Origin of the sequence: Alcaligenes sp. SORT26, assembly GCF_017377875.1 — a bacterium.
In the GTDB taxonomy this organism is placed as follows: domain Bacteria; phylum Pseudomonadota; class Gammaproteobacteria; order Burkholderiales; family Burkholderiaceae_B; genus Alcaligenes; species Alcaligenes parafaecalis.
The window spans coordinates 337,215-360,567 of record NZ_CP070975.1 but is presented as its reverse complement, the minus strand read 5'-3'; the positions used below and the strand labels follow the sequence as shown (position 1 = coordinate 360,567).

The window sequence follows — 23,353 nt, the reverse complement described above, 5'->3', positions numbered from 1 at the left end:
ACATCGCGCGAATCCGCAAGGGTTCATAAAGCGGTGACGTAGTCAGAGGGCCATCAGGTCGGCCCCCTCCAACCTTCTCATTACGGATGAATCGTTTGCCATGTCTCAGTCTCTTGCCCTAGATACGCTGTCCCTGAACGGGCGTTCCGTACGTTACGTTCCTATCGCCAACATACCCGGCATTGAAAAACTGCCGTATTCGCTGCGCGTTCTGCTGGAAAACCTCTGTCGTCAAAAGGCCGTGCGCCACGCTGATGTGGACCAGGAAATTGATTCCCTGCTCCAGCGCAAAGTGGGCGACGGCATTACTTTTTATCCTGCCCGCGTGTTTGGCCAGGACATTCTGGGTCTGGTGATGCTGCTGGACATGGCGGCCTTGCGCGAAGGCGTACAAGCGGCCGGTGGTGATGCCAGCCGTGTGCGTCCACAAGTGCCTATCGACGTCATCATTGACCACTCCCTGCAAGTGGATAGCTGGGCCAACCCGAAAGCGGCCGACGTCAACCTGGCCCGCGAATACCAACGTAACGGCGAACGCTTTGCCTTCCTGCGCTGGTGTTCCAGCAATTTTGATGGCGTGAAAGTCGTGCCGCCCGGCAAAGGCATCATGCACCAATTGCACATTGAGCACATTGGTCAGGTGGTCTGGACCGAAGAAGGCAAGGATGTAGATCTGGTCTACCCCGATAGCTGTGTGGGCACCGATAGCCACACACCCATGGTGAACGGCCTGGGCATTCTGGGTTGGGGCGTGGGTGGTATTGAAGCTGAAGCCGTAATGGTGGGCTTGCCAGTGGCGATTGCACTGCCTGCCGTGGTCGGTATCGAACTGACCGGCAAGATGAATGACGGTGTGCTGCCTACCGATCTGGTCTTGGTCATTACCCAGAAACTGCGTGAACTGGGCGTGGTCGGCAAATTTGTAGAGTTCTTCGGCCCCAGCGTGGACGAGCTGTCCCTGGGCGACCGCGGCATGATCGCCAATATGGCGCCTGAATACGGCGCAACCGCTGTGTTCTTCCCTATCGACGATGCTGCCCTGCACTACATGCACATGACAGGCCGTCCACAAGAGCAGATTGATCTGGTCGAGCAATACAGCAAGGTTCAAAAACTGTGGCGTGACCCGGCCGCTCCCGCTCCTGTTTACGACACCGTGTTGAAACTGGATCTGAGCAGCATCAAACCTAGCCTGGCTGGCCCCAGCAACCCGGAAGATCACCTGGATCTGGATACCGCTGCCCAATCCTTCCCCGCTCATCACCAGAAAATTGCTGGCCGTCCTTACGACCCGCAACGTGCTGTGCCCGTAGAAGGCGAAGACTTTGTTCTGAATGATGGCGATGTCGTCATTGCCGCCATTACCTCCTGTACCAATACCGCGAACCCCGCCAATATGATGGCCGCCGGTCTGCTGGCCCGTAATGCCGTGGCTCGTGGCCTGCGTAGCAAGCCCTGGGTCAAGACCTCGCTGGTTCCCGGTAGCCAGGTCACTGCCGATGTGCTGGAACGTGCTCAACTGCAAGACGATCTGGACGTACTGGGTTTCAACATTGCCGGTTTTGGCTGCACCACGTGTAACGGCGGCTCGGGCCCCTTGCCTACCAATATCGTCAACGCGATTGAATCGGAAAAGCTGATTGCCACCGCCGTGCTATCGGGCAACCGCAACTTTGAAGGCCGTATTCACGCCAACGTGCGCGCCGCCTACCTGGCCTCCCCGGCTCTGGTCGTGGCCTACGCCCTGGCAGGCAACCTGAATGTGGACCTGACGCGCGACTCGCTGGGCAAGGATCAGGACGGCAAGGATGTCTACCTGAGCGACATCTGGCCCAAATCCGCCGAAGTGCAAGAAGCTATCCACGGTGCTTACGAGCGCGACCTGTTCATCGAACGCTACGCCGAGCTGTACGACGGCGGCGAACCCTGGGATGCACTGGCCCGCGAAAGCAACGGCGGTCATTACCCTTGGGAAGCCGACAGCACCTACATCCGCAAACCGCCTTACTTTGATGGCTTGCAGCGCGAACCCGCCCCCGTGGCGAACTTGCACGGCATGCGGCCGCTGGCCATTTTGGGTGACTCCATCACCACTGACCACATCTCGCCATCGGGTTCGATCAGCCTGGGTACACCTGCCGCTGACTTCCTGCTGTCCAAGGGTGTGGAGCAAAAAGACTTCAACAACTACACCACGCGTCGTGCCAACCACGAAGTGGTCAAACGTGCGACCTTCGCCAACATCCGTCTGCGCAACAAGATTGTTCCCGGCGTGGAAGGCGGTGTCACCAAAGTGATGCCTGAAGGCGAAGTGATGCGTATTTTTGAAGCTGCTCAAACCTATCAGAAGCGTCAGGTTCCTCTGCTGGTGATTGCAGGCAAGAACTACGGTTGCGGTTCCTCCCGCGACTCCGCCGCCAAAGGCCCGGCTCTGCTGGGTGTGAAGGCAGTGGTGGCAGAAGGCTTCGAGCGTATTCACCGCACCAATCTGGTCGGTATGGGTGTGCTGCCCCTGCAGTTCCAGGAAGGTACCAATGCCGACACCCTGGGGCTGGATGGGACAGAAATCTTTGGTGTGAACGGTCTGGAAGAAAACCTGGGCGTACGCTCGCAAGCCGAGCTGATCATCCAGCGTCTGGATGGCAGCACTCAATCCGTACCGGTGATCGTTCGTCTGGATACAGTCGAGGACATGGAGTACTGGCGTCATGGCGGCATCCTGCCACGCGTCTGGCGCAAGTACCTGGAGAGCTAAGCCGCTAGACCTGTAGCGGCCTGCTTTGCAGGTTCAATAAAAACGCCAAGGTTAATCCCTTGGCGTTTTTGTTTACTGTCGCCTTGACAGCAAAGAATTGAATTTGTCTTGTGACTTGATCCGCTGATCCACCGTGCCAGATTCACTATGATCAGATCAGAAATGCTATCTCAATCCCCGAACAAGCTGGACATGTCCGTGGCTTCCAAGCCCAGATTGCTGGCCAGCGCATCAAAGCAACGCAAGGCCGCTTCTATGTCTTGGTCCGGGATCCCTTCAAACAGGGGTGCACGGGATTGGCGCAGCAATTCCAGTAGGCGTTCGTGAAAGTCCCGCCCTTTTTCAGTCAGACACAATAGGCGAGCACGCTTGTCCTGCTCGTCGGGCAAGCGCTCCAGCAATCCGCCGGACTCCAGTTGATCGATCAGGCGAACCAGCGTTGGCCCTTCCAGACGCATCATGCGGGCCAGTTGCCCTTGTCGTATGGGCTCACCCAACTGAGCCAGATAGCGAATCGGCAGGATGGTGGCCTCGGACACGCCGTAACGCACCAGGGTCTGATCCAATTCACGACGATACAGGCGCGCCAGCACAATCATGGACAGGCCAAATCGTTCATAAAGTTGGTGATTCATCAGAAGGTCTCCACAGCACGCGGCGTAGCATCAGGCGGGTAAGCATAAACCAAAACCGCTTGCGCCCCTTGCAAGGACTGGGCGACATCCATAATCGCCTGCGTCAATACCGTATCGGTACACGACTGGCTGATACGCAGCAGTTGCTGGGCCAGCTCATCGGGCTGATGCTCGAACCCTTCCAGCAATTCACAGACCAGCACCACACAGGCCTGCTGCTCCGGTCCGCGTTTGGCCAACCGTTTCAGCTCAACCACTCCATGACCCAGGTTGATCAAGGACAGCAAGCCATGGGGGGTCTGCTCTCCCATCCAGTGCCAGAGGCGCACCCATTGCCGCGCCACTCGCGCACGCCAGACCCGGAACAGGCGTGGGCGCGAACGCTTGATCAGGGGATACAGTTCACGCACCACACGCCTTACCAAGGCTTGCCCACGAGGATGAGTACGGCGAGGCAAAAGGAAGAAGGCACTGCACACCACCGCGGAGCCCGCCAGCAAAGGCAGGGACTCCTTCATGATGATGGGCCAACTGACCGCGGCCATCCCGGCCTGACTGGCCAACTGGAAACACATATTCGCGTCCAATGCCCAGGTCGAGGTAGGACGGTTGGCACGTAACAAACCGCCAATCACCAAAAAAGGAAGCACGGACAGAATGACCTGCCAGTCTGCCACCAGGTGCGCCTGGACAAAGTAGCGATAAAAGCTGGCTACCAGAACGCCCACCGCAATCCCGGTAAACATGGTTCGGCTCATCAATTGGGGGCGCGGCATGGAACCCAGAATAATGGAGAAGGTACACACGCCAATCGCCATCAACTCCAGCGCGGGACTGGCCAAAGCGTAAGCCACGCCACCTGCCGTGAAAGCAGCCAAGCCACTGATCAGGCCAGTACGGATTGCCAGGGGCCAATCCACCGAGATGGCGGGCGTTGTCAGAAAACGGTGCCGTCTTGGCTGCACCCGTTCAGCGAACAAGCCCTGCTCCGCTCTTTGTATTTGTCCCATTGCACGGCGCAAGCGCGCCAGACTGATCTGCCCTTCTTGCCGCAAGGCTGTCTTGCCCAGCACCCGCAAGCTCAGACCATCCTGCAAACGCTGCGCCTGTTCCTGCAAGTCCTGTACATAATCCGCGGCTGGCGACAGGCCCCGCTCCCGTTGCTGGGCAATCAGCGCGCTGGCGGCCAGAAGCTCGATCACGGCGTACAGGAATGCATCCACATAAGGCAGGCGTCGATAAGCATCCAGGGAACCCGCCGCCAAAATACGAGCTTGCGCATCCAGATCCACAATCTCCTGGCGAACACGACTCCACGAGCTCTGATCCGGCTGCTGATAAGACGGACCCAAAGCATGAGCAGCGATGCGCAAGGCATCCGCCGCCAGGACGCGCACCCGCTGGTAATAGATCTTGCGCTGGCTGTGCGGTGTGGTTCGAGAACAGAGCAAGGTCGTGACCAGCACCCCGATCAAGGTGCACTCCACCCGCGACAAGGCCAGATCCAATGAAGCATCCGGAGCCAGCACAGAAGGCAAAACCACCACGCCAATCGTAATCCCCGCCAGCATGGGCAAATAGGAAAAGGCGCCCCGGAACACATGGGTCAAGGCCGACGCCACCCCCACCACCAGCGCCATGCCCAGCAATTGCAAATAAGGATTGGGCAGATGCAAAAACACCAGCCCCAGCCCTGCTCCCACCAAGGTTCCCAGAATCCGCCACAAGGCCCGTTCGTACACCAGTCCACGGTACGCTTGAGACAAGACCCACACCGGCATGGCGGCCCAGAAGGGATTATCAACGGACAGCAGAACAGCGATGGTGAACGACAGCCACGCTGCCAAGGCCAAATTCAGGCCGTGCAGGAGCGCAGGTCGATCCAGCTGGATCCAGGAAAGAGAGGGAAACATAAAGGGCACGAGACAGAACAAAGGCTAAAGCATGATTATATAGATAGCTTACCTACCTATTCAATTACAAGAAGCTTAATTCCGTCCAGTTGCGGGTCTTCGCCCAAAGCATACAAGGTGAGCCCTAGAGCGATAAATCCTGTTCAATGCTGCACCGCAGCAGCTTTTCTGCTTTGCACTATGCCTTTTATGGCTAAACATTCCAGGCCTGATTAAGCCTTTTCAGGTCACAAAATTTTTCATTGTTAGTTTTCATAAACTATCGCTGTCCAGGCATGGTCAAACCGTACGGCAGCGTTCTATGATGTTGGCAGCCTGATGGGCAGGTACCCAAAATCCTGCCTGTCACCCCGTTTTCTTGGCAGGAGTCTTTATGCAAAAGTGGCTGACACGCTACACCGCCTTCTACATCATCATTGGCCTGACCGCCCTTTTCTTGCTGCTTTCCTTGTTCAGAAGCGCAAGCTGGCTATGGCTGGCGATACCAGGGCTGGCCCTGTGCATCCAGGGCTTGGTGGACATCACTCAAACTCGTCACGCCATTCGTCGCAACTACCCGGTTATTGGCAATCTGCGCTTCATTTTTGAGGCCATTCGCCCGGAAATTCGCCAATACTTCCTGGAAGGCGATGAACAGCAACTGCCCTTCTCGCGTGCTGACCGCTCCCTGGTGTACCAGCGCGCCAAACAAGAAATCGACAAGCAGCCTTTTGGTACCCATCAGGAGGTCTATAACAATGGCTACGAGTGGATCAACCACTCCATGACCCCAAAGCACATCAAGGACTCGCAGTTCCGCATTGATGTTGGCGGGCCGGACTGTACCAAGCCTTATTCGCTGTCAGTGCTGAATATTTCAGCCATGAGTTTCGGGGCCCTGTCGGCCAATGCCATTCTGGCCTTGAATAAAGGTGCCAAGATGGGCAATTTTGCTCATGACACGGGCGAAGGCGGCATCAGCACCTATCACCTGCGCCACGGTGGCGATCTGATCTGGAATATTGGCTCGGGTTATTTTGGGTGCCGGGATGAACACGGCAATTTCTCGCCCGAACGCTTTGCCGAGCGCGCCACTCAGGATCACGTCAAGATGATTGAAATCAAGCTGTCGCAAGGGGCCAAACCCGGCCACGGCGGCATCTTGCCTGGCACCAAAGTCTCACCTGAAATTGCCTTGGCGCGCGGTGTGCCAGAAGGCGTGGACTGCAACTCGCCAGCGAGCCACGGCGCCTTCCACTCGCCCGTAGAACTACTGGAATTCGTGGCCAAGCTGCGCACCTTGTCCGGTGGCAAACCCGTGGGCTTCAAGCTCTGTATCGGGCACCCCTGGGAATGGTTTGCCATTGCCAAAGCCATGCTGAAAACAGGCATTACACCGGACTTTATTGTGGTCGATGGTGCTGAAGGCGGTACAGGCGCCTCCCCCGTGGAATTCATTGACCACGTCGGCACCCCCTTGCGCGAGGCTCTGCGCCTGGTTCATAACACGCTGGTGGGTATCGGTTTGCGCGAGCAGATCCGTCTAGGCGCCTCGGGCAAGATCATCAGCGCTTTTGATATGGCTCGCATCATGGCCCTGGGTGCCGACTGGTGCAATAGCGCACGCGGCTTCATGTTTGCCGTTGGCTGCATTCAGGCTCAAGCCTGTCACACCGACAAATGCCCGACCGGCGTGGCAACACAAGATCCGCAACGTCAAAAAGCCCTGGTGGTTGATGACAAATCCCTGCGCGTGGCCAGTTTCCACGGCAATACGTTGAAAGCACTGGCTGAGTTGCTGGGTGCTGCAGGTCTGGAGCACCCGGACCAGCTACGTCCTCACCATATAGCCCGTCGTATCAGCAATGGCGAGGTGCGTGTGATGTCGGCACTGTTCCCGGATCTGAAAAAAGGCGAGCTGCTGCGCGGTCACTATCGTCAAACGATTTTCCGCGTGGGCTGGCCCATGGCCAACCCCGACTCCTTTGAACCGGCCTACAGCCTGAGCAAAGCCTTGTCGCACTTGAATGATGAAGCGGATCCTGAAGACCTCATGAAAAAACAGGACGTTGCTGACAGCGCAGGCCAAGCGCTGGCCTGAACACTGCAAGGCGGCAGTTTCCCTAGCGGGACTGCCGCACCGTCCCTACCCCCGCATCCATTTCCCCATAGATTTCAACGCCGGAAGGCCGGCTCCAACTGCTGTCAGCAGAGCGGTCCGGTGTCGAACACGCCGCCAGTCCCAAGACCATGACCAAGGCGCCGAGCACCCCAACAATCTGTCGCATATCAAGCTCCTTGATGATAGGTGTTCACTGTGCCACAGAATCCAGGCAAACAGATTTCCATCTGTACTAGAATGCTCTGATCATGGTCAGGCACTGCGCATCCCCCTCCTCAGGTACACGCAGCCGGTTTTTACTGGTGCTGGCGCTATGCGCCCTGCTGATCCGTGGCCTGATCCCCAATGGCTACATGCCCAGCGCCAATCCTGCCAATGCCGCCGCCCTGAGCCTGTGCGTGCAGGGCGACCCCTTTCTGGCACAGTGGAGCGGTCAGCTTCCCGGCCCCGAACATGAAGACCAGCACAGCCTGCATGCGGCCTGTATCTTCGCCCAGGCCCAGGCCAACAAGGCCCTGAATGATGAACCCGGTCCCGCCTGGGACTCGGTGTCTATCCCACAACATACCTGGGACACTGCCCAACAGGCGGCGGCTCCCGTTCTTCCCCTGACGGGCCCGCCCCTGAGTGCGCGCGGGCCACCCTCTGCCCTGCTTTCCTGACCAGTTCCGGCCGCCCAGCGCTGCCACTTCATGTTGTCAATTAGCGGGATATTTCTATGAACGCCTCCTTCTCACGCCGCCAGCTCTTGCTTGCCCTGCTGGCGACTCCTTTGGTCCTGAGCGCCTGCGGCGACAAGGCCCCCAAGCAGCCTGCCTTCCGTAACCTGGAAGGCGTGGACATGAGCAGCGCCGACTTTGCCAAGGATTTCAGCTTGCTGGATACCGAAGGCCAGCGTCGCACCATGGCCGACTACCGCGGCAAGATCGTGCTGATCTTCTTTGGTTTTACCCAATGCCCCGACGTCTGCCCGACCGCCCTGACCCGTGCTGTCGACATCAAGGAGCAGTTGGGCGAGGACGGCGACAAGCTCCAAGTCCTGTTTATCTCTATTGACCCGGAGCGCGACACACCGGAACTGCTGCGTGCCTATATGCAGGCCTTTGACCCGAATTTTGTGGCCCTGCGCCCTACCGAAGAAGAGCTGGCCAAAACCGCCAGCGACTTCAAAGTCTTCTACCAAAAGGTTCCAACCGGCTCCAGCTACACCATGGACCACAGCGCCTTGACCTATGTGTACGACGCACAAGGCAAGTTGCAGATCGCCCTGCGTCACACGCAAACGGCTGAAGAAGCCGTGGCTGATATCCGCCAAGTACTGGCTTTGAGCAAGTGAACCCCAACAGGATTACCGACATGAAACGTACTATTGCTAGCTCGCTTTTTTCCCTGGCCGCTTTGTTGAGCCTGCCCACCCTGGCCCAGGCCGAAGTCACCGTAACAGAACCCTGGGTTCGCGCCACGGTCCCCGGCCAACAGGCTACCGGCGCCTTCATGGTGCTGCAATCCAGTGAAAACGCCCAATTGCTGGGTGCCAGCAGCCCCTTGACCAAGCAAGTCGAAGTGCACGAAATGGCCATGGAAAATGACGTCATGCGCATGCGCCAGGTCCAGCAGATCGAACTGCCTGCTGGCAAGGCGGTGGAACTGAAACCCGGTGGCTATCACATCATGTTGCTGGGCCTGGACAAGCAGGTTGAAGCAGGCAGCTCGGTAGAGATCACCCTGGAAATCCAGAACGCAGCAGGCCAGAAAGAAGCCCTGAAAGTCAACGCACCAGTGCGTGCCTTGAATACCAAGGCGGCCCAAGGCCATCAGGGCACTCACGGCCATTAAAAGAACAGCCCCACCCCGGAGAACCGCAGAGGTACTCGGTTTGAAGGGGTTTGAAGGGGTTTGTTTCAGGTTTGCGGGTTTTCCATAATTGGCTGATTTTGATTAGCTAACGTACAGTGAAACCACTGACATAGTGTCAGTAAGCTGTCTGAAACGCAGCTTTCCCAAACTGCCATCATGGCAGTTCATCGCCGCCAGAGCGGCCATGGGCCCTACCGCAACGGTAGGGCCTTCGCGTTTCTGGACCACCCGAAAAAAGCATCATTGCCCCTGCGTATCACTAGGCCCTTGCACGGGTCTGGAGTACAGTTAAGACCGTAGCGTCGGTTTAACCTTGCAAGGAGTACATAGATGGCCTTAAGTCCACATGACAACAATCGCTCTGAGTTGCTACGCCAACTGCCCTTGAAACCAGGATGGTTTATTGGTTTGGGCATAGGCCTGATCATTTTGGGTCTGATTGCTTTGGCTTATGTCGTTGGTGCCACGGTTGCCAGCGTGGTGTACGTCGGTATCTTGATGAGCATAGGCGGTGTGCTGCATCTGGCACATGCCTGGAGTGCCAAAGGCTGGCGCGGCTTTCTGTTCTGGAGCCTGAGCGGTGTCTTGTATCTGGTCGCCGGTCTGATTGCCATTAGCAACCCCTTGGTAGGCGCCACCGTACTGACCTTGGTTTTTGGCGCATTCCTGATTGCTTCCGGTGCCTTCCGACTCTGGATCTGGTTCCAGAACCGGGCCCAGGCAGGTGGCGGCTGGATCGCTTTTTCCGGCCTGATTACCCTGGCAGCCGGTTTGATTATTGCCGCTGGCTGGCCTGGCAATAGCGTGTGGATTCTGGGCCTGATTCTGGGCATTGATCTGCTGACCCAAGGCTGGGCCAGCTTGCTGATTGGCATGGCGATCAAGCGCAATCAGAACTAAACCTTAGGCAAGGATCAAACCCCTGCCTGGTTTGATCTCTGCTTGCTGAGTCATTAACAATGACTCCAAAAAAATGCCCGACCAGAAGCTGATTCTGCTCGGGCATTTTGCTATTTGCATCTCTGACTATCGGCTTTAGACCTGCTCCCAGGCTCCTGAGTCTGATACTCAAGCTGAACGGGGCACGCCGTAAAATCGCGTACTAGGCTTCCAGTTCCGGCAATGCGGCATCACGTCCCCGCAACCAGGGCTGGCGCGTATGCGCCAACATCTGCGCATCACCAGGGCTATCGCCATACGCCATATCCAGTGCGACGGGTTTATCCCCCAGCCAGGCCTGAAGACGATTCACTTTCTCCTGCCCCCAGCAATTGGCACTGGCCATCCCTACACAGCCTTTTTGCTCATCAAAGGCCAGCTCTGTTGCCAGCACCTGCACCATGCCCTGAGCCTTGGCCCAGGGTTGCAAATAGATAGATGGCGAGGCGCTGACCAGCACCACCGTATCGCCCCGCTCTCGATGTGCGCGAACTCGCTCCATCATGTCCGGGCGCACAATCTGCGGCACGTAATCCTGCACATAGCGATCAGCCAAAGCCTGAACCTGAGCACGACTCAAGCCACCTAAAGCACTACGCAAAAAACGATGCTTGATCGCCTGACGACGCTGCGGCCCACGGTCCCAATACAAAACACGAGGCACACACGCTAAATAGGCACGAATACAGACCGGCCAGCCTCGCATGCGACGTATAAAGTCCTGCAAGCTATCCCGGTCTGTAATCGTGCCATCAAAATCAAATGCGACCAGCACACGCGCCCCTTTCGGTTTTAGAAAAAGGGCTAGTGTAAAGGGGAACACCAGCCCTTCCAAAGTCCGGCTTTACAAAGCCCAACCACCCAGGTAGAAAACGGCCAGGGCCAGGGCAATCAGAACCGTGCCTACATTCAGGCGACGCAGCTCACCAGAGAACAAACGGCCCAGTACCAGCGTGCAGAAGCCCAGCATGATGCCCGTCACGATATTGACGGTCAGCACGATGAACACAGCGCAGACCAGACCGGACATGGTGTCGACCGTATCTTCGGTATTCAGATGACGCACACCACCCAGCATCAGCAAGCCCACGTACATCAAGGCAGGAGCTGTCGCGTAGGAAGGCACCAGACCGGCCAAAGGCGACAGGAAGATCAGCATCAGGAAGCCCAGGCCAACCACCACGGCGGTCAGACCGGTACGGCCCCCGGCTGCTGTTCCGGCTGCGGATTCAATGTAGGCGGCTGCAGGCGACGCGCCCAAGCTAGCGGATACCAAAGAGCTGAGCGAGTCCGTTGTCAGGGCCCGGCTGCCGTTGATGATCTGGCCATCCTTGTCCAACTGCCCGGCATTGCCCGCCACCGCACGAATGGTGCCAGTGGCATCAAACACCGCCGTCATCACCAAAGCCAGCACACTGGGCAAGACAACGGCATTCAGCGCCCCGCCTATATCCATTGCCCCGATCAAGGAGTTCTCGCCCAGCAAGCTAGGCATGGCAAACAAGCCAGTAAAGCGCACCTTGGGATCAAAAATCAGACCCACCGCCGACAGCCCCAGAATCACCAGCAAGATACCGCCCGTGACACGACGGCGCTCCAAGCCAAAGATCGCTGCCAGACCCAGCACACTCAGCCACACCGGCATGGAGGTGACATCACCCAGCGCAACCGGCAGACCAGCACCGGTATTGCGAGTGACCAGGCCCACTTCGTTGGACGCAATCATCAGCAAGAACAGGCCAATCCCGATGCCTGTGCCATGCGCGATGCCCAAGGGCAGATTGCGCAAAATCCAGGTACGAATCCCGGTGGCGGAAATCAGGGTAAAGATCAGGCCCATCAGGAACACGGCACCCAGGGCAACGGCCGGGCTTAATTTCTGCCCCAGCACCAGGTCAAAGGCCAAAAAGGCGGTCAAGGACAAGGCACAGCCCACCGCAATGGGCAGATTCGCCCACAGCCCCATCAACAAAGAGCCAAAGGCGCTAGTCAGACACACGGCCACAAAGACCGACGAAGTATCAAAGCCCGCCTTGCCCAACATGGACGGCACCACAAAGACGGAATACACCATGGCCAGAAACGTCGTTAGCCCGGCCAGAACCTCCTGACGCAGAGAGCTGCCGCGCTCCGTATAGGCAAAATGTCGTTGCAACCAGCCGCCAGCAACCGGAGGGACCAGGGCCTCCTGCCCTGGCCGCAATGCGGATTCTTGCTCAGCCATACTTCATGCTCCTTTATCAGTATTGTGATGTCTGAAACGGTGCGTTGCCGTCATCAGGAATCAGTAATGGACAGGTCCGGCCCCACAAGGGGCAAGCGATCTCTCACACGCTGAATCAAAAGTTTGCGCTGGGCAAAGACGTGCCTTTCCCTGCCCACAAGACATGGCAGGCATAAGCAGCAAGAAGAAGGTATACGGGGGTGTCTCCGACCGAACCGAGGCCTTTGCGGCGCTTCTTTTGATCCCAATAGTGGGAAATGAGGCCCATTCTACGAGCCGTCAAAGCCGGGAAAATCACCTCTGGGTAATGAGGGTTATCAATCGCTTTTGTGGCTGGAGGCAGGCCGGTAGGCCTGAGCAATGAATTGCTGGCGCAATGCGTTCCACTGGGTTTGCATGGCCTGGGTCTGCTCATCATCAGGGCGCAGCCGCTCTGGTTCCAGATGCATCAGGGCCAAACCATATTTGGCCGCCGACAACTCCTGCGCCACGCTGGCCGACTGTTGCACGGCTTGGGCCGGACGCTCCTGCCACAAGGCACCCAGGCCCATCAGGCTTTCTGAAGCCTTGCTCAAACGCTGACGCACCGAGCCCGCAATACTAACTGGCCAAACTTGGGTAAACATCACATACATGACGGCATTGCCCAGCAAGATACCCAGCACGCGATCGCGGGCCGAGTCCAGATCAAAGCTGGGGCCGAAGCCCTGCAAGGTCACCAGATAAAAGGCAAAGGCAATTTGAATACCAGCGTAAGAGATACGCTCGGGGCCATAAAACACCCAGGCACCTAGCAAGGACACCAGGAACACCACGGCCATCAAACCACCAATATCCAGCAAATGAGGCATCACGAACAGGATGGTGATAAAGCCTAGCGCTGCCCCCAGCAAACAACCCACAATCCGCAAGGCCAGCTTGTGTACTGTCTCCCCGGTCGAGCCCAGGGCGGCAACATAGCAGGTAATCATGGCGGTATGAATGCCTTGCCAATCGGCTGCGCTGTAGATCAAGTAGCACAGCACCGCGGCCGCTGTGGCCTTCAAGGCATGGTGTTGATAAACAGGGTTGCGCCAGGCATCAGGCACCATGAAGGAACCATGCTCCGGGTCCGCCTTGCCTATGGACACCGCGCCCGACAAAGCCAGCAAAGCATCGCGCAAATCCTGCACGGCCAAGGAGCTGGAAGGTGGCAGTTCGGGCAGATCATCCATTGTCGGCAAGCGACCTTGTTCGATAGCCTGTGCGCTGTGTTCGCATCGCTGCGCAAAGGCCGCAGCCTGTTCATTATCCAGATGCTGATCGCGCAAAACCGCTACTGCTAGCAGGACGCGATAGCTATTCAAAATCGCTTGATCCAGCTCGGCCTGACTTTGTGCGGGCAATAAATGAAATAACCGTATCCAGCCCAAGCGCTTTTGCTGTGCACTTACGCCTAAAGCCAGCTCATCCCACAAGTCCTGAGTATCGGCCTGCCCCATCAAACCCTGAGCCGCCAGACGCAACCGCGCCGCCAGTTCACGGCGCAAAACCTTGTGTGGATACAGGCCAAAACAAAGGTTGAAGATCAGCACCAGACCCATGGGAGCGCAGGTCATCAGCCAGGCATAAAGCACCGCACGGGTGGCGATTTCACCAAAGGGCACATAGCCCAGCAAGGTCAGCACGAAGGCGATGACCAAAGCAATAATGCCGCCCAACGGCCCCAGCTTGCTGGCCACCCCTAAAAACAGCAGCACAAAAGAAGTAAGCACCATGGCCAGCAAACGCCAGGCCGGGTACTGAATCGTGACCTGAATCAGTGGCACCATCAACAGCACCACGATCGAGACCAACACGACCAAGGCCAATGCCAGCACCGAGCTTTCACCCGCGTCGGACTTCATCACAAAGAAGATCACAAAACAGCTGACGGCGGATTCGGGAATACCGTAGTTCATGGCCAGCAAGACCATCAAGGCGCACAGCGCAGCAACACGCCAGCTTTGCGCCAGACGACCGGGAGTGGGCTGCAAGTCTTGCCAGACCAGCCGCGCCAAGCCCGACAAGCCGGCCTTAGCAGTTGCCATCGCGGTGAATAATGGTGGTAGCCGATGCACCCATGCGCATCAAGTCCTCGGGCGGCGCATCCACACGGATACGCACCGGGAAGCGTTGTGCGACCCGAACCCAGTTCAGAGACTTCTGGATATACGGCAAGCTGCGGGGCAGATTGATCTGCTCCTGGCTGCTGACGCCCCAACCAATTTCCTCCACCTTGCCCGAGAGCTTGCGGGACGGGTCCGACAAAACATAAACCGTGGCGCATGTCCCTGGCTTGATGTCTTTCAGATCGGTTTCACGATACATGCCCGTGACATACCAGGAGTCGGTATCCAGCAAGGTAAAGACGGACGTGCCGGGCATCAAGTGCTCGCCCGAACCGGTGCGCAAACCCACAATACGGCCATTGTGCGGTGCCTTCACCTGGGTGTGTTCCAGATCGCGCTGGGCCATTGCCAAACCGGCCTGACGCGCCTGCACCATGGCTTCTTCAGCCTGTGTATTGCCCACCAAAGCCTGGGCAGCGCCCGATTGCTCGGTCGCCTGTTTCAGCGTGACTTGGGCATCGCGCAACAAGGTATTGGCTTCATCCAGTTGCTGCTGGGACACATAGCCTTTAGCCGCCAGATTCGCCAAACGGCGCTGGCTTTGTGCAGCCATCGTCAAATTGGTTTTGGCACGGGTAATCTGATCATCGGCAATAACGGCGTTATGCCCTTCTGCCCGTACCGCACGTTGCTTCATATCCAGCGTGGCCTGGGCCAAGGCCAGCTCAGCCTGAGCCTGTTCCAGACGCAACTGATAAAACACCGGGTCCACGGTAAAGAGCAGCTCGTCACGGCTAACGAACTGGCCGTCCCGTACCACCATGCGCTCAATTTGCCCCGGCAGGGAACTGGAAATGTGCACCACATCCGCGCCAATCACGGCATCTTCAGACAAGGGATTATTGGCAGAGCGTTGCAAGTACCACCAGGCCAAGCCAATCGCAGCGACAACAATCACCACAGTCAGCAGGCGGGCAGCGCCTTTACGGGGGGAGGATTTCTGTGCCTGTGTCATGGCTCAGTTACTCGAAGAAAAGAAGAAGTGCGGCGAAGGTCAATGCCAGCGTCAGGCAGGCATAGACAGGCAAGCGCATGGGCAGGGCATCGTCCACACCGGCACGAATCAGCCCCCAACGTATCAGTAAAGTCAGCAGCAAGGCTCCCAGCACGCAGACCAGCCAGGCGGGAAAATACGAACCCGCCATATAGACCGAAGGCGCAAGGGAACAGCCCCCTAATAAGGGCAAACCTGCCAGACAGGCTATAGGCGCACGCATGCGTGGCATCTCCCCGATTTCTTGTTCACAATAAGGCCCCGCTTGGGGCCTGAATCCAGCACTAAATCGATGCGGGCCATTGTACCTGAGCCCTCAAGCAATCCCCGGTTTATTCCTGTGCACATCGCCGTAGGTACTTGGCCTTATTGCAGCTATAGTAAGAGCCGTTGTCAGACAGCGTTTGACGCATCAAGCACACGGCACGCAGCGCCACCGCTTGGCGTGCCGGGCAGTCACCTGAATCCCCCTTTTTTTGACCCAGACTTTTTAAGGACGTCATGCAGACACATTCTTACCTGGGCCAGTCCCCTGCCCTGCGCCAGCAACGCCAAGCCTACCGCCACGGTATACCCGCCTGCGTCTGTGCCCACCCTTCTATTCCCTATATCCACAAACGGCTAAGCGCCGCGGCCAGCCTGGCGCCCACTACCGCAGCAGCCGGGGCCGCCTTTCAGTCCGACAATGCCCTGGATCAAAAGCCGCTGGCATTGGCCCCCAAACTGATTCTGAGCAATCTGCGCCTGTTTGATGGCGAAACCACCGAGCTGAAAAAAGGCCTGGCTGTCCAAATTGATCAAGGCCGCATTACCGCCGTGATGCCGGTTGCCGAGATTCCAGCCGACGCCACCGTAATGGACTGCCAAAACAAAGTCCTGATGCCCGGCTTGATCGACGCCCACTGGCATAGCCTGCTTTGCGCTGTCGACCAGATGACCGCCATGATGGCCGACCCGGCCGATCTGCATTTAATTGCCAGCAAAGAAGCCGAGCGCACCTTGCTGCGCGGCTTTACCACGGTGCGTGATGCCGGAGGCCCCAGCTTCTCTTTAAAACGCGGTATTGATATGGGCCTGCTGCACGGCCCACGCATCTACCCCAGCGGAGCCATGATTGCGCAAACCGGCGGCCATGCAGACTTTCGGATGCGCTACGAAGTCCCGCGTGCCGAGGGCGAACTCAGCCACACCGAACGGGCAGGCGTCACCTGCATTGCCGATGGCGCCGACCAAGTGCTGCGCCGTGTTCGCGAGCAACTGATGCTGGGTGCCAGTCAGATCAAGCTAATGGCCGGGGGCGGTGTCACGTCCTTGTACGACCCGCTGGAAGGACTGCAATTTAGCGATGCTGAACTGCGCGCTGCCGTCGGTGCCGCCAGCGACTGGGGCACTTACGTGATGGTGCACGTTTACTGCGCCCGTGGCATTCAGCGTGCCATCAAGGCAGGCGTGAAATCCATCGAGCACGGGCAGCTTGCCGACGAAGAAACCGCCCGCATGATGGCAGGCGAAGGCGTGTGGTGGAGCTTGCAGCCCTTTCTGGCCGATGAAGACGCCAACGTCCAGCACGACCCTCGCAGCAAAGCCAAGCAGCAACAAGTGGCTATCGGAACGGTGCGCGCCTACGAGCTGGCAGAGAAATATCAAATCCAGACCGCCTGGGGCACAGACATTCTGTTTACCCCCGCGCACCTGCAACACCACGGCCGCATGCTGTCCAAACTGACGCGTTTTTACGATCCGCTCAAAGTGCTGAAAATGGCAACGGGCGACAATGGTCGACTGCTGCAACTGTCTGGCATGCGCCAGCCTTATGAAGGCGAACTGGGCGTGATTCGTCCAGGCGCCCTGGCCGACCTGTTGCTGGTAGATGGCGAGCCAGAACAAAGCCTGGACTTTCTGGAACAGCCTGCCCAGAACCTGCTCTTGATCATTAAAGACGGCAAAATCTACAAGAACGCCCTGCCCGCTTAAAACCTCATCATCAAGGAGTGCCCATGCCCAACGAATTGATGCAGTTATTCAAGTTAGTCGGCCTGGGGCTGGCATTTTTGCTGCCCCTGGCTAACCCACTGACCTCGATGGTGATGTATCTGTCTTTGGGAGAGTCCCTGAGCGCCCAGGAGAAAAAGCAGCAATTGCGTCAAGCTACCTTGTATGTGATCGCCGCCTTGCTGATCACCTACTACGCAGGCTTGTGGATTACCTCGGCACTGGGCATTTCCATGGTGGACATGCGTATTGCTGGCGGGCTGATCGTGGCCTACATCGGCTTTCGCATGCTGTTCCCCCCTGATGTCAGCGAAGTCGTCTCCAAGGCGGCGGATCAAAACACAGCCGCCCACAACAACATCGCCTTTGTACCGCTGACCTTGCCCTCCACCGTGGGCCCCGGCACCATGGCACTGGTGATCAGTGCCTCGTCCAAAATGACCACCATGCGCGGGCACTATGCCGAATGGGTGCTGATGGCGACCCCCGTCATTCTGGCCATTCTGATCGGTTTGATTTTCTTTATCTGTCTGCGCTCATCGCTCAGCATCGTGCGCGTGATCGGCCATAACGGAGTCGATGCGATCTCCCGCATCATGGGATTTTTATTGGTCTGCATGGCCGTACAGCTCGTCCTGGAAGGCGGACAGCAGTATGCTGCTACGCTGCTGACTCATTCTGCCGCGTCCTGAATTTATGTCTATGTCTTGTTTGCCTGCTTTGCGTCTCACCCTGGCCGTGACGGCCGCCCTTGCTCTGGCGGCCTGCGCCACTCCTAGTCACAAACCTGTGGCCCAAGCCATGCCCGAGCAAGACGCCCCCGAACCTCCTCGCTTGACGCTGGCAGACTACCAAGGCCCAGACCAAACCCAGCCCGCCCCCAGCGTCCAGGCCAATCATGACTACAGCCTGCCAGAGCTGATCGACCTCGCTCAACGCCTGAACCCCAGCACCCGCATCGCCTGGGGGGAAGCGCAACAGGCCGCTGAAGCCGCCGGAATGGTGCAAAGCGCCTACCTGCCCTTGATCTCCGCCAGCGTGGTAGGCGGTTATATGCGCAGCGACCGGGACGATAGCGTGCATATTCTGGGCAGAGACGTCGATGTGGACTACGACACCCACTTGAGCGGAGCCGTCCCCTCCCTGACTCTGAAATGGCTGCTGTTCGACTTTGGTAAACGGGCTGCCTTGCAAGAGGCGGCCGACAAGCTGGCCATGGCCAGCCGCATTACTTTCAGTGGTGTGCATCAAGCCGTCATTGCCGAAGTGTCCATCAGCTACTTCAACTACAACTCGGCCCGCCAGCGCGAAACAATCTCGGCTCAGGGCCTGAAAAACGCCACCCTGATCGAAGACATCGCCCTGGAGCGCCAACGCAATGGATTAGGTACGAATATTGAAGTGGCCCAGGCACGGCAACTGAAAGCCCAGGCCCGCCTGCATCACGTCAACGCCCGCACCTTGGCGCGTCAATCCTATCAAACCTTGCTGGGAGCCATCGGCCTGTCGCCGGACACCCAACTAAAAGTTGCGGATAGTGCAAACCGCCCCCTGCCCGAAGACCTGAATATCCCCGGCAATGACACGCTGAAAAAAGCCATCGCCCAACGAGCCGACGTACAAGCTCTGCAAGCAGCCCATCAGGCCAGCCTGGCCGGAATCGACTCAGCCGAAGCCAGCTTCATGCCCAAACTGGCGCTAATGGGTTTCATGTCTAAACGACTGGGATCACTCAGCGTGGGGAGCATGCCAGAAATCAGCCCACAATCCTCTTCCCGAGGAGCCGTGCTGGCCCTGAGCATCCCGCTCTACGATGCCGGACTGCGCAACAAGCAAGTGCGAGAAGCCCAATTGCGTGCCGACACGGCCCGCGAACGCGTCGCTAAAACCGAGCAAGACGCCTACAAGCAAATGATCATCGCTGCCGACGCACTGCGGGCGGCACTGGAGTCCCACCACGCGGCCAGCAGCCTGGTCGAAGCCGCCCAGATTACCTATCAAGGCGCGCTGGAATCTTATAAAGAAGGCCTGACGGGCATGACCTTGCTGACCGAAGCCCACAGCGGTTTATTGGGAGCGCAAGAAGCGCAAACCATGGCCCATACAGCAGGCTTGGTCGGCTCAGTTAATTTGGCCTTTGCAATGGGTGAACTCAACCAGGCGCCTAAACAGCCTTAAGCGTTTTTGGCAGTCAGCAGTCAGCAGTCAGCAGTCAGCAGTCAGCAGTCAGCAAATAGCCTCAGGCCAACACGATCACGGTGCAACAAACTCAGCGGCAGGGGGCGAGCTCTTTTCAAAAGGCTCGATAGCTTGCTCCTTGATCTCACATCCCCTGTCCTTGGCCAGCACCAACAAATGATTATGCCGCTGACGCAAGGCGTTCACCTCCACCTGCTCGGCCTGACTCAAATCCATAAAAAACAAGGGCACCAAAAAGAAGATTCCGGTCACGCCCAAAGCCACATTCTTGCCCGCCTTGTGCGTATCGGGAATCAAACGCCGAATCTCGCCCTCAACAAAACGCAGATCATGCTCCAGGGCTGCACACGACTTGGAGTCATCGCCATATTGCTGAATCGGCACCGGATTAGCCGAGCGCCCTGCACAGCCAGCCAACAAACTCATTACCACTAGCGTCGCTACAAACTTCTTCATTGTTCCTGCCCTTGCTCAAAGTAAGGCTCGGATTACAACAAGCAAGGGTTTAGTAACGCGTTTAATGGCATAGAGAGACAAGTGACTGCAACATAAAAAAAAGGAGCCACTCCGGGCTCCCTTCTCATTTAGCAACAAGCACTAAAGCAATTTACTGCTGTTCAATCGCATTCAAGGCATTGGCCAAACGCTCCACCGAGCGTTCCAGATTATTCAGCTTGTCCAAGCCAAACAAACCAATTCGGAAGGTCTTGAAATCTGCCGGTTCATCACACTGCAAAGGCACGCCGGAGGCAGCTTGCAAACCTGCTTTGGCAAACTTCGCTGCCGAATGGATGCCGTCATCCGTCGTGTAGCAAACCACCACACCTGGTGCTTCAAAACCTGGCGCCGCCACGCTGCGGAAACCGTGCTCACTTAACAAGGCACGCACCTTGCGGCCCAATTCGAGTTGACGATTGCGAATCCAGTCAAAGCCCAAGGCTTCCGTCTCTGCCATTGCTTCCTGCAGCACCTTCAAGGAATCCGTAGGCAATGTCGCGTGGTAAGCATGTGCGCCATTCTCGTAGGTTTCCATAATCTGCAGCCACTTGCGCAGATCGCAAGCAAAGCTGGTGCTGGTCGTGGTTTCAATGTGCTGGCGAGCACGCTCGCTCAACATCACCAAGCCGCAACATGCCGAACCCGTCCAACCCTTTTGCGGAGCGCTGATCAGCACATCCACGCCCACACTCTTCATGTCCACCCACACCGTGCCCGAGGCAATGCAATCGAGCACAAACAGACCGCCCACCGCGTGCACTGCATCTGCTACCTGACGCATATAGTCATCGGGCAACATGATGCCGGACGCGGTTTCCACGTGCGGAGCAAACACCAAAGCGGGTTTTTCAGCCTGAATGGCAGCGACCACTTCGTCGATAGGAGCGGGAGCATACGCCGCCTGCTTACCCTCTTCGATCGGGCGAGCCTTCAGCACCGTGGTGCTGGCAGGGATGGAGCCCATGTCAAAAATCTGGGACCAGCGGTAGCTGAACCAGCCATTGCGAATCACCATGCACTTGCGGTCCGTTGCAAACTGACGGGCCACTGCTTCCATCCCAAACGAACCGCTGCCGGGCACCACAATCGCCGAGTGTGCCTGATACACCTGCTTCAAGGTACGGGAGATTTCGCGCATCACCTCCTGGAAGGTCTTGGACATATGGTTCAAGGCGCGGTCGGTGTAAACCACCGAGTATTCAAGCAGGCCGTCCGGATCAACGGGAGTGCTGGTGTGAGACATGAAAACCTCAGGATTCAGATAGGAAAGATATAAAGATCGGGGGATTTTAGACCAAGCTGCTCTGCAGGGGCTGCTTGACCCCAGGACCACTCCGGTCTGCATAATTTTGAGGCGTAAACCCATCAACGCAAAACTTAATGAGAATTATTGTTATTATTCTGTATTATTTTTCAGCCTGCCTCTCCAGCCCGCCCCATGTCTCACCCTTCCCGTCCCAGAAAAGCCTGGCTCGCCTCGTACAGCGAGCTATTTGGCGTATGGCGACGTAAAGCCGAAAGCCGGGAAGACGCAGAAGATGCCATGCATGACACCGTAGTCGGCATGCTGGAAAACAACACTGGCATCATCGACAACCCACGGGCCTATCTGGCCAGAGGCACCAGCAATCGTCTGGTCAGCCGCCATCGGCATCAAACCGTTTTAACGGTGCTGCCACTGGACGAGCTAAGCGATACCGACCACCCTCGTCTGGCCGGTGCCGACAGCGACGCGCAATTTGAACAACTGGCCGATGCACTCGTCACTGCCTTGGCCGACCTGCCGCCGAAATGCAGAGAGGTTTACATCAAGCACCGTCTGGAAGGGTGGACACATACCGAAATTGCCCAGGACATGGCTCTTTCCCGCAGCATGGTGGAAAAATATATGACTCGCGCCTTGCGTCACATCCACGAACGACTGCACCATTACGTACCTGACTGACGCCATGCCGTACTCAAAGCCCGCGCAATGACCTGCCCTCCTTCCTCCGACGATCTGGATCACCCTAGCGATGCCGCTCACTGGTTCGCCCGTATGCAATCGGGGGAAGCCAGCGAGCAGGATCATCAGGCCTTCCAAGCCTGGCGAGACGCTGACCCTGAAAACGAGCGCCACTACCGGGAAGTCGAGTATCTTTGGCGCGCCACCCAAGCCGTACCGGATGAGCGTCTGCGTAGCCTGCTGCCCACTTCCCCAGTGACCATTCCATCCGCAAAGCGCCGTTACCTGACTTTGGGTCTGGGCACGCTGGGCGTCCTGGCCCTGACCGCCGGAACCTTGTATCAGTCTGGATGGATGGACTCCGCTCACGAAACCGTGCAGCTCGTCACCGCCAAAGGTGAGCGTAAACAGATCAAGTTGCCGGATGGCTCCATCGTGGACCTGAATACCAACACCATCGCCCAAGCCCGCCTGTCTGTAGACCGACGAGAAGTTGAACTGATTCAGGGTGAAGTCTTTTTTTCCGTCGAGCATTTCCAAACCCTACCCTTTATCGTGCATACCGATTTGGGGACCATTACCGTTACAGGCACCCGCTTTAACGTGCGACGCGAAACAGACAGCGTTCTGGTCAGCGTTCAATCCGGCTCGGTAAAAGTGCAGTCCGGGCCGTGGTGGCGTCGACAAGAACGCCTGTTAGGTGCTCAACAACAAGTTCTGTTGCGCCAGGGCGCCGAACCCAGCCCCGTGCAAAGCGCCGATATAGAAAGCCTGACAGCCTGGCAACGCGGCAAGATTATTTTCAGAAATACGCCTCTGGAGACGGTCGTGCAGGAAATGGCCCGCTATCTGCCGCAGACCTTAAGTCTGGACGCCCCAACGCTGCGCCAGCACCGTATTTCCGGGATCTTCGACATTGATCAGCCCGAGACCGTCATCAAGGCTCTGCCCGCTATTGCTCCGATCCGCATTCAAGCCGATGCGGCTGAGGTGCTGCACATCGTTGCGCGCTAAAACACGGCTTTTGTGCCTGTTACAAAATAATCATGATTCTCATTCCGGTGATCTGCCACCTTGCGCGTCTAGGTAGGTGAAGGGGGCTACGCATTAGGCGTCAGCCTCTTGAGTCCCTTTGGCCAAAGGCTTGGCGC

The 23,353-nt window shown here is 57.5% G+C and carries 20 protein-coding genes; 11 read left to right on the top strand and 9 right to left on the bottom strand.

The features are described from left to right. The first annotated feature begins 100 nt into the window (after window positions 1-100). Window positions 101-2,755, top strand: coding sequence for an aconitate hydratase AcnA (gene acnA / locus JYG33_RS01620; RefSeq protein WP_207873882.1), 2,655 nt, complete (start codon window positions 101-103; stop codon window positions 2,753-2,755). Between the two features lie 170 nt (window positions 2,756-2,925). Here acnA and JYG33_RS01615 read toward each other — a convergent pair whose 3' ends face one another. Further along, on the bottom strand, window positions 2,926-3,390 hold the full coding sequence (locus JYG33_RS01615; RefSeq protein WP_207873881.1) for a MarR family transcriptional regulator: 465 nt from the start codon (window positions 3,388-3,390) through the stop codon (window positions 2,926-2,928). Beyond that, window positions 3,390-5,303, bottom strand: a complete 1,914-nt coding sequence (locus JYG33_RS01610; protein ID WP_207873880.1) for an FUSC family protein — start codon at window positions 5,301-5,303, stop codon at window positions 3,390-3,392. Before JYG33_RS01610 ends, JYG33_RS01615 begins: the two co-directional genes overlap by 1 nt. Window positions 5,304-5,676: 373 nt before the next feature. Here JYG33_RS01610 and JYG33_RS01605 point away from each other — a divergent pair, with 373 nt between their 5' ends. The 5 genes from JYG33_RS01605 to JYG33_RS01585 all read left to right on the top strand — a co-directional run bounded on the left by JYG33_RS01605 (window position 5,677) and on the right by JYG33_RS01585 (window position 10,161). Further along, window positions 5,677-7,383: an FMN-binding glutamate synthase family protein gene (locus tag JYG33_RS01605; protein ID WP_207873879.1), complete on the top strand. Its 1,707-nt coding sequence runs from the start codon at window positions 5,677-5,679 to the stop codon at window positions 7,381-7,383. 269 nt (window positions 7,384-7,652) lie between these two features. After that, the gene (locus JYG33_RS01600) at window positions 7,653-8,066 is read left to right on the top strand and encodes a hypothetical protein (RefSeq protein ID WP_207873878.1); all 414 of its coding nucleotides are present in this window, start codon (window positions 7,653-7,655) and stop codon (window positions 8,064-8,066) included. 56 nt (window positions 8,067-8,122) lie between these two features. Next, the gene (locus tag JYG33_RS01595; protein ID WP_207873877.1) at window positions 8,123-8,740 is read left to right on the top strand and encodes an SCO family protein; all 618 of its coding nucleotides are present in this window, start codon (window positions 8,123-8,125) and stop codon (window positions 8,738-8,740) included. Window positions 8,741-8,760: 20 nt separating this feature from the next. Beyond that, complete coding sequence (locus tag JYG33_RS01590) at window positions 8,761-9,240, top strand: copper chaperone PCu(A)C (protein ID WP_207873876.1); 480 nt, start codon at window positions 8,761-8,763, stop codon at window positions 9,238-9,240. 351 nt (window positions 9,241-9,591) lie between these two features. Then, a complete protein-coding gene (locus JYG33_RS01585; protein ID WP_207873875.1) occupies window positions 9,592-10,161 on the top strand; it encodes an HdeD family acid-resistance protein in 570 nt (189 codons plus the stop codon). A 202-nt stretch (window positions 10,162-10,363) separates the two neighbouring features. Here JYG33_RS01585 and JYG33_RS01580 read toward each other — a convergent pair whose 3' ends face one another. The 5 genes from JYG33_RS01580 to JYG33_RS01560 all read right to left on the bottom strand — a co-directional run bounded on the left by JYG33_RS01580 (window position 10,364) and on the right by JYG33_RS01560 (window position 15,791). Beyond that, the gene (locus JYG33_RS01580; RefSeq protein WP_243430245.1) at window positions 10,364-10,975 is read right to left on the bottom strand and encodes an HAD-IB family hydrolase; all 612 of its coding nucleotides are present in this window, start codon (window positions 10,973-10,975) and stop codon (window positions 10,364-10,366) included. Between the two features lie 69 nt (window positions 10,976-11,044). Further along, window positions 11,045-12,424, bottom strand: coding sequence for an NCS2 family permease (locus JYG33_RS01575; RefSeq protein ID WP_243430244.1), 1,380 nt, complete (start codon window positions 12,422-12,424; stop codon window positions 11,045-11,047). A 317-nt stretch (window positions 12,425-12,741) separates the two neighbouring features. Beyond that, window positions 12,742-14,493, bottom strand: coding sequence for an FUSC family protein (locus JYG33_RS01570; protein WP_207873873.1), 1,752 nt, complete (start codon window positions 14,491-14,493; stop codon window positions 12,742-12,744). Further along, on the bottom strand, window positions 14,480-15,529 hold the full coding sequence (mdtN, locus tag JYG33_RS01565) for a multidrug transporter subunit MdtN (RefSeq protein WP_207873872.1): 1,050 nt from the start codon (window positions 15,527-15,529) through the stop codon (window positions 14,480-14,482). The genes JYG33_RS01570 and mdtN overlap by 14 nt, the downstream gene beginning before the upstream one ends. Before the next feature lie 7 nt (window positions 15,530-15,536). Further along, a complete protein-coding gene (locus JYG33_RS01560; protein WP_222668492.1) occupies window positions 15,537-15,791 on the bottom strand; it encodes a YtcA family lipoprotein in 255 nt (84 codons plus the stop codon). A 278-nt stretch (window positions 15,792-16,069) separates the two neighbouring features. Here JYG33_RS01560 and JYG33_RS01555 point away from each other — a divergent pair, with 278 nt between their 5' ends. The 3 genes from JYG33_RS01555 to JYG33_RS01545 are packed head-to-tail and all read left to right on the top strand — an operon-like array spanning window position 16,070 to window position 19,738. Further along, window positions 16,070-17,542 (top strand): amidohydrolase family protein, encoded by a 1,473-nt coding sequence (locus JYG33_RS01555; protein ID WP_207873871.1) that lies wholly within the window; start codon window positions 16,070-16,072, stop codon window positions 17,540-17,542. 23 nt (window positions 17,543-17,565) lie between these two features. Continuing rightward, the gene (locus JYG33_RS01550) at window positions 17,566-18,252 is read left to right on the top strand and encodes a MarC family NAAT transporter (protein WP_207873870.1); all 687 of its coding nucleotides are present in this window, start codon (window positions 17,566-17,568) and stop codon (window positions 18,250-18,252) included. 4 nt (window positions 18,253-18,256) lie between these two features. Continuing rightward, the gene (locus JYG33_RS01545) at window positions 18,257-19,738 is read left to right on the top strand and encodes a TolC family protein (RefSeq protein ID WP_207873869.1); all 1,482 of its coding nucleotides are present in this window, start codon (window positions 18,257-18,259) and stop codon (window positions 19,736-19,738) included. A gap of 75 nt (window positions 19,739-19,813) precedes the next feature. On the opposite strand, the gene JYG33_RS01540 is transcribed toward JYG33_RS01545, so the two are convergent. Together JYG33_RS01540 and JYG33_RS01535 are read right to left on the bottom strand one after the other, a co-directional pair. After that, window positions 19,814-20,215, bottom strand: a complete 402-nt coding sequence (locus JYG33_RS01540) for a hypothetical protein (protein ID WP_207873868.1) — start codon at window positions 20,213-20,215, stop codon at window positions 19,814-19,816. A gap of 151 nt (window positions 20,216-20,366) precedes the next feature. Beyond that, entirely contained in the window at window positions 20,367-21,500 is a 1,134-nt protein-coding gene (locus JYG33_RS01535; RefSeq protein ID WP_207873867.1) for an aminotransferase class V-fold PLP-dependent enzyme, read from the bottom strand. A 195-nt stretch (window positions 21,501-21,695) separates the two neighbouring features. On the opposite strand from JYG33_RS01535, the gene JYG33_RS01530 reads away from it, so the two are divergent. Next, a complete protein-coding gene (locus JYG33_RS01530) occupies window positions 21,696-22,202 on the top strand; it encodes a sigma-70 family RNA polymerase sigma factor (protein ID WP_207873866.1) in 507 nt (168 codons plus the stop codon). Between the two features lie 27 nt (window positions 22,203-22,229). Further along, the gene (locus tag JYG33_RS01525) at window positions 22,230-23,216 is read left to right on the top strand and encodes a FecR family protein (protein WP_207873865.1); all 987 of its coding nucleotides are present in this window, start codon (window positions 22,230-22,232) and stop codon (window positions 23,214-23,216) included. Window positions 23,217-23,353 lie beyond the last annotated feature (137 nt).

What these genes read in the sequence shown, in the direction of transcription:
- JYG33_RS01560 (WP_222668492.1), bottom strand. Translation starts at nt 15,791, where the DNA reads ATGCGTGCGCCTATAGCCTGTCTGGCAGGTTTGCCCTTATTAGGGGGC.
- JYG33_RS01600 (WP_207873878.1), top strand. Translation starts at nt 7,653, where the DNA reads ATGGTCAGGCACTGCGCATCCCCCTCCTCAGGTACACGCAGCCGGTTT.
- JYG33_RS01595 (WP_207873877.1), top strand. Translation starts at nt 8,123, where the DNA reads ATGAACGCCTCCTTCTCACGCCGCCAGCTCTTGCTTGCCCTGCTGGCG.
- JYG33_RS01530 (WP_207873866.1), top strand. Translation starts at nt 21,696, where the DNA reads ATGTCTCACCCTTCCCGTCCCAGAAAAGCCTGGCTCGCCTCGTACAGC.
- JYG33_RS01605 (WP_207873879.1), top strand. Translation starts at nt 5,677, where the DNA reads ATGCAAAAGTGGCTGACACGCTACACCGCCTTCTACATCATCATTGGC.
- JYG33_RS01590 (WP_207873876.1), top strand. Translation starts at nt 8,761, where the DNA reads ATGAAACGTACTATTGCTAGCTCGCTTTTTTCCCTGGCCGCTTTGTTG.
- mdtN (WP_207873872.1), bottom strand. Translation starts at nt 15,529, where the DNA reads ATGACACAGGCACAGAAATCCTCCCCCCGTAAAGGCGCTGCCCGCCTG.
- JYG33_RS01550 (WP_207873870.1), top strand. Translation starts at nt 17,566, where the DNA reads ATGCCCAACGAATTGATGCAGTTATTCAAGTTAGTCGGCCTGGGGCTG.
- JYG33_RS01615 (WP_207873881.1), bottom strand. Translation starts at nt 3,390, where the DNA reads ATGAATCACCAACTTTATGAACGATTTGGCCTGTCCATGATTGTGCTG.
- JYG33_RS01540 (WP_207873868.1), bottom strand. Translation starts at nt 20,215, where the DNA reads ATGAAGAAGTTTGTAGCGACGCTAGTGGTAATGAGTTTGTTGGCTGGC.
- JYG33_RS01555 (WP_207873871.1), top strand. Translation starts at nt 16,070, where the DNA reads ATGCAGACACATTCTTACCTGGGCCAGTCCCCTGCCCTGCGCCAGCAA.
- JYG33_RS01610 (WP_207873880.1), bottom strand. Translation starts at nt 5,303, where the DNA reads ATGTTTCCCTCTCTTTCCTGGATCCAGCTGGATCGACCTGCGCTCCTG.
- JYG33_RS01585 (WP_207873875.1), top strand. Translation starts at nt 9,592, where the DNA reads ATGGCCTTAAGTCCACATGACAACAATCGCTCTGAGTTGCTACGCCAA.
- acnA (WP_207873882.1), top strand. Translation starts at nt 101, where the DNA reads ATGTCTCAGTCTCTTGCCCTAGATACGCTGTCCCTGAACGGGCGTTCC.
- JYG33_RS01535 (WP_207873867.1), bottom strand. Translation starts at nt 21,500, where the DNA reads ATGTCTCACACCAGCACTCCCGTTGATCCGGACGGCCTGCTTGAATAC.
- JYG33_RS01525 (WP_207873865.1), top strand. Translation starts at nt 22,230, where the DNA reads ATGACCTGCCCTCCTTCCTCCGACGATCTGGATCACCCTAGCGATGCC.
- JYG33_RS01570 (WP_207873873.1), bottom strand. Translation starts at nt 14,493, where the DNA reads ATGGCAACTGCTAAGGCCGGCTTGTCGGGCTTGGCGCGGCTGGTCTGG.
- JYG33_RS01575 (WP_243430244.1), bottom strand. Translation starts at nt 12,424, where the DNA reads ATGGCTGAGCAAGAATCCGCATTGCGGCCAGGGCAGGAGGCCCTGGTC.
- JYG33_RS01545 (WP_207873869.1), top strand. Translation starts at nt 18,257, where the DNA reads ATGTCTATGTCTTGTTTGCCTGCTTTGCGTCTCACCCTGGCCGTGACG.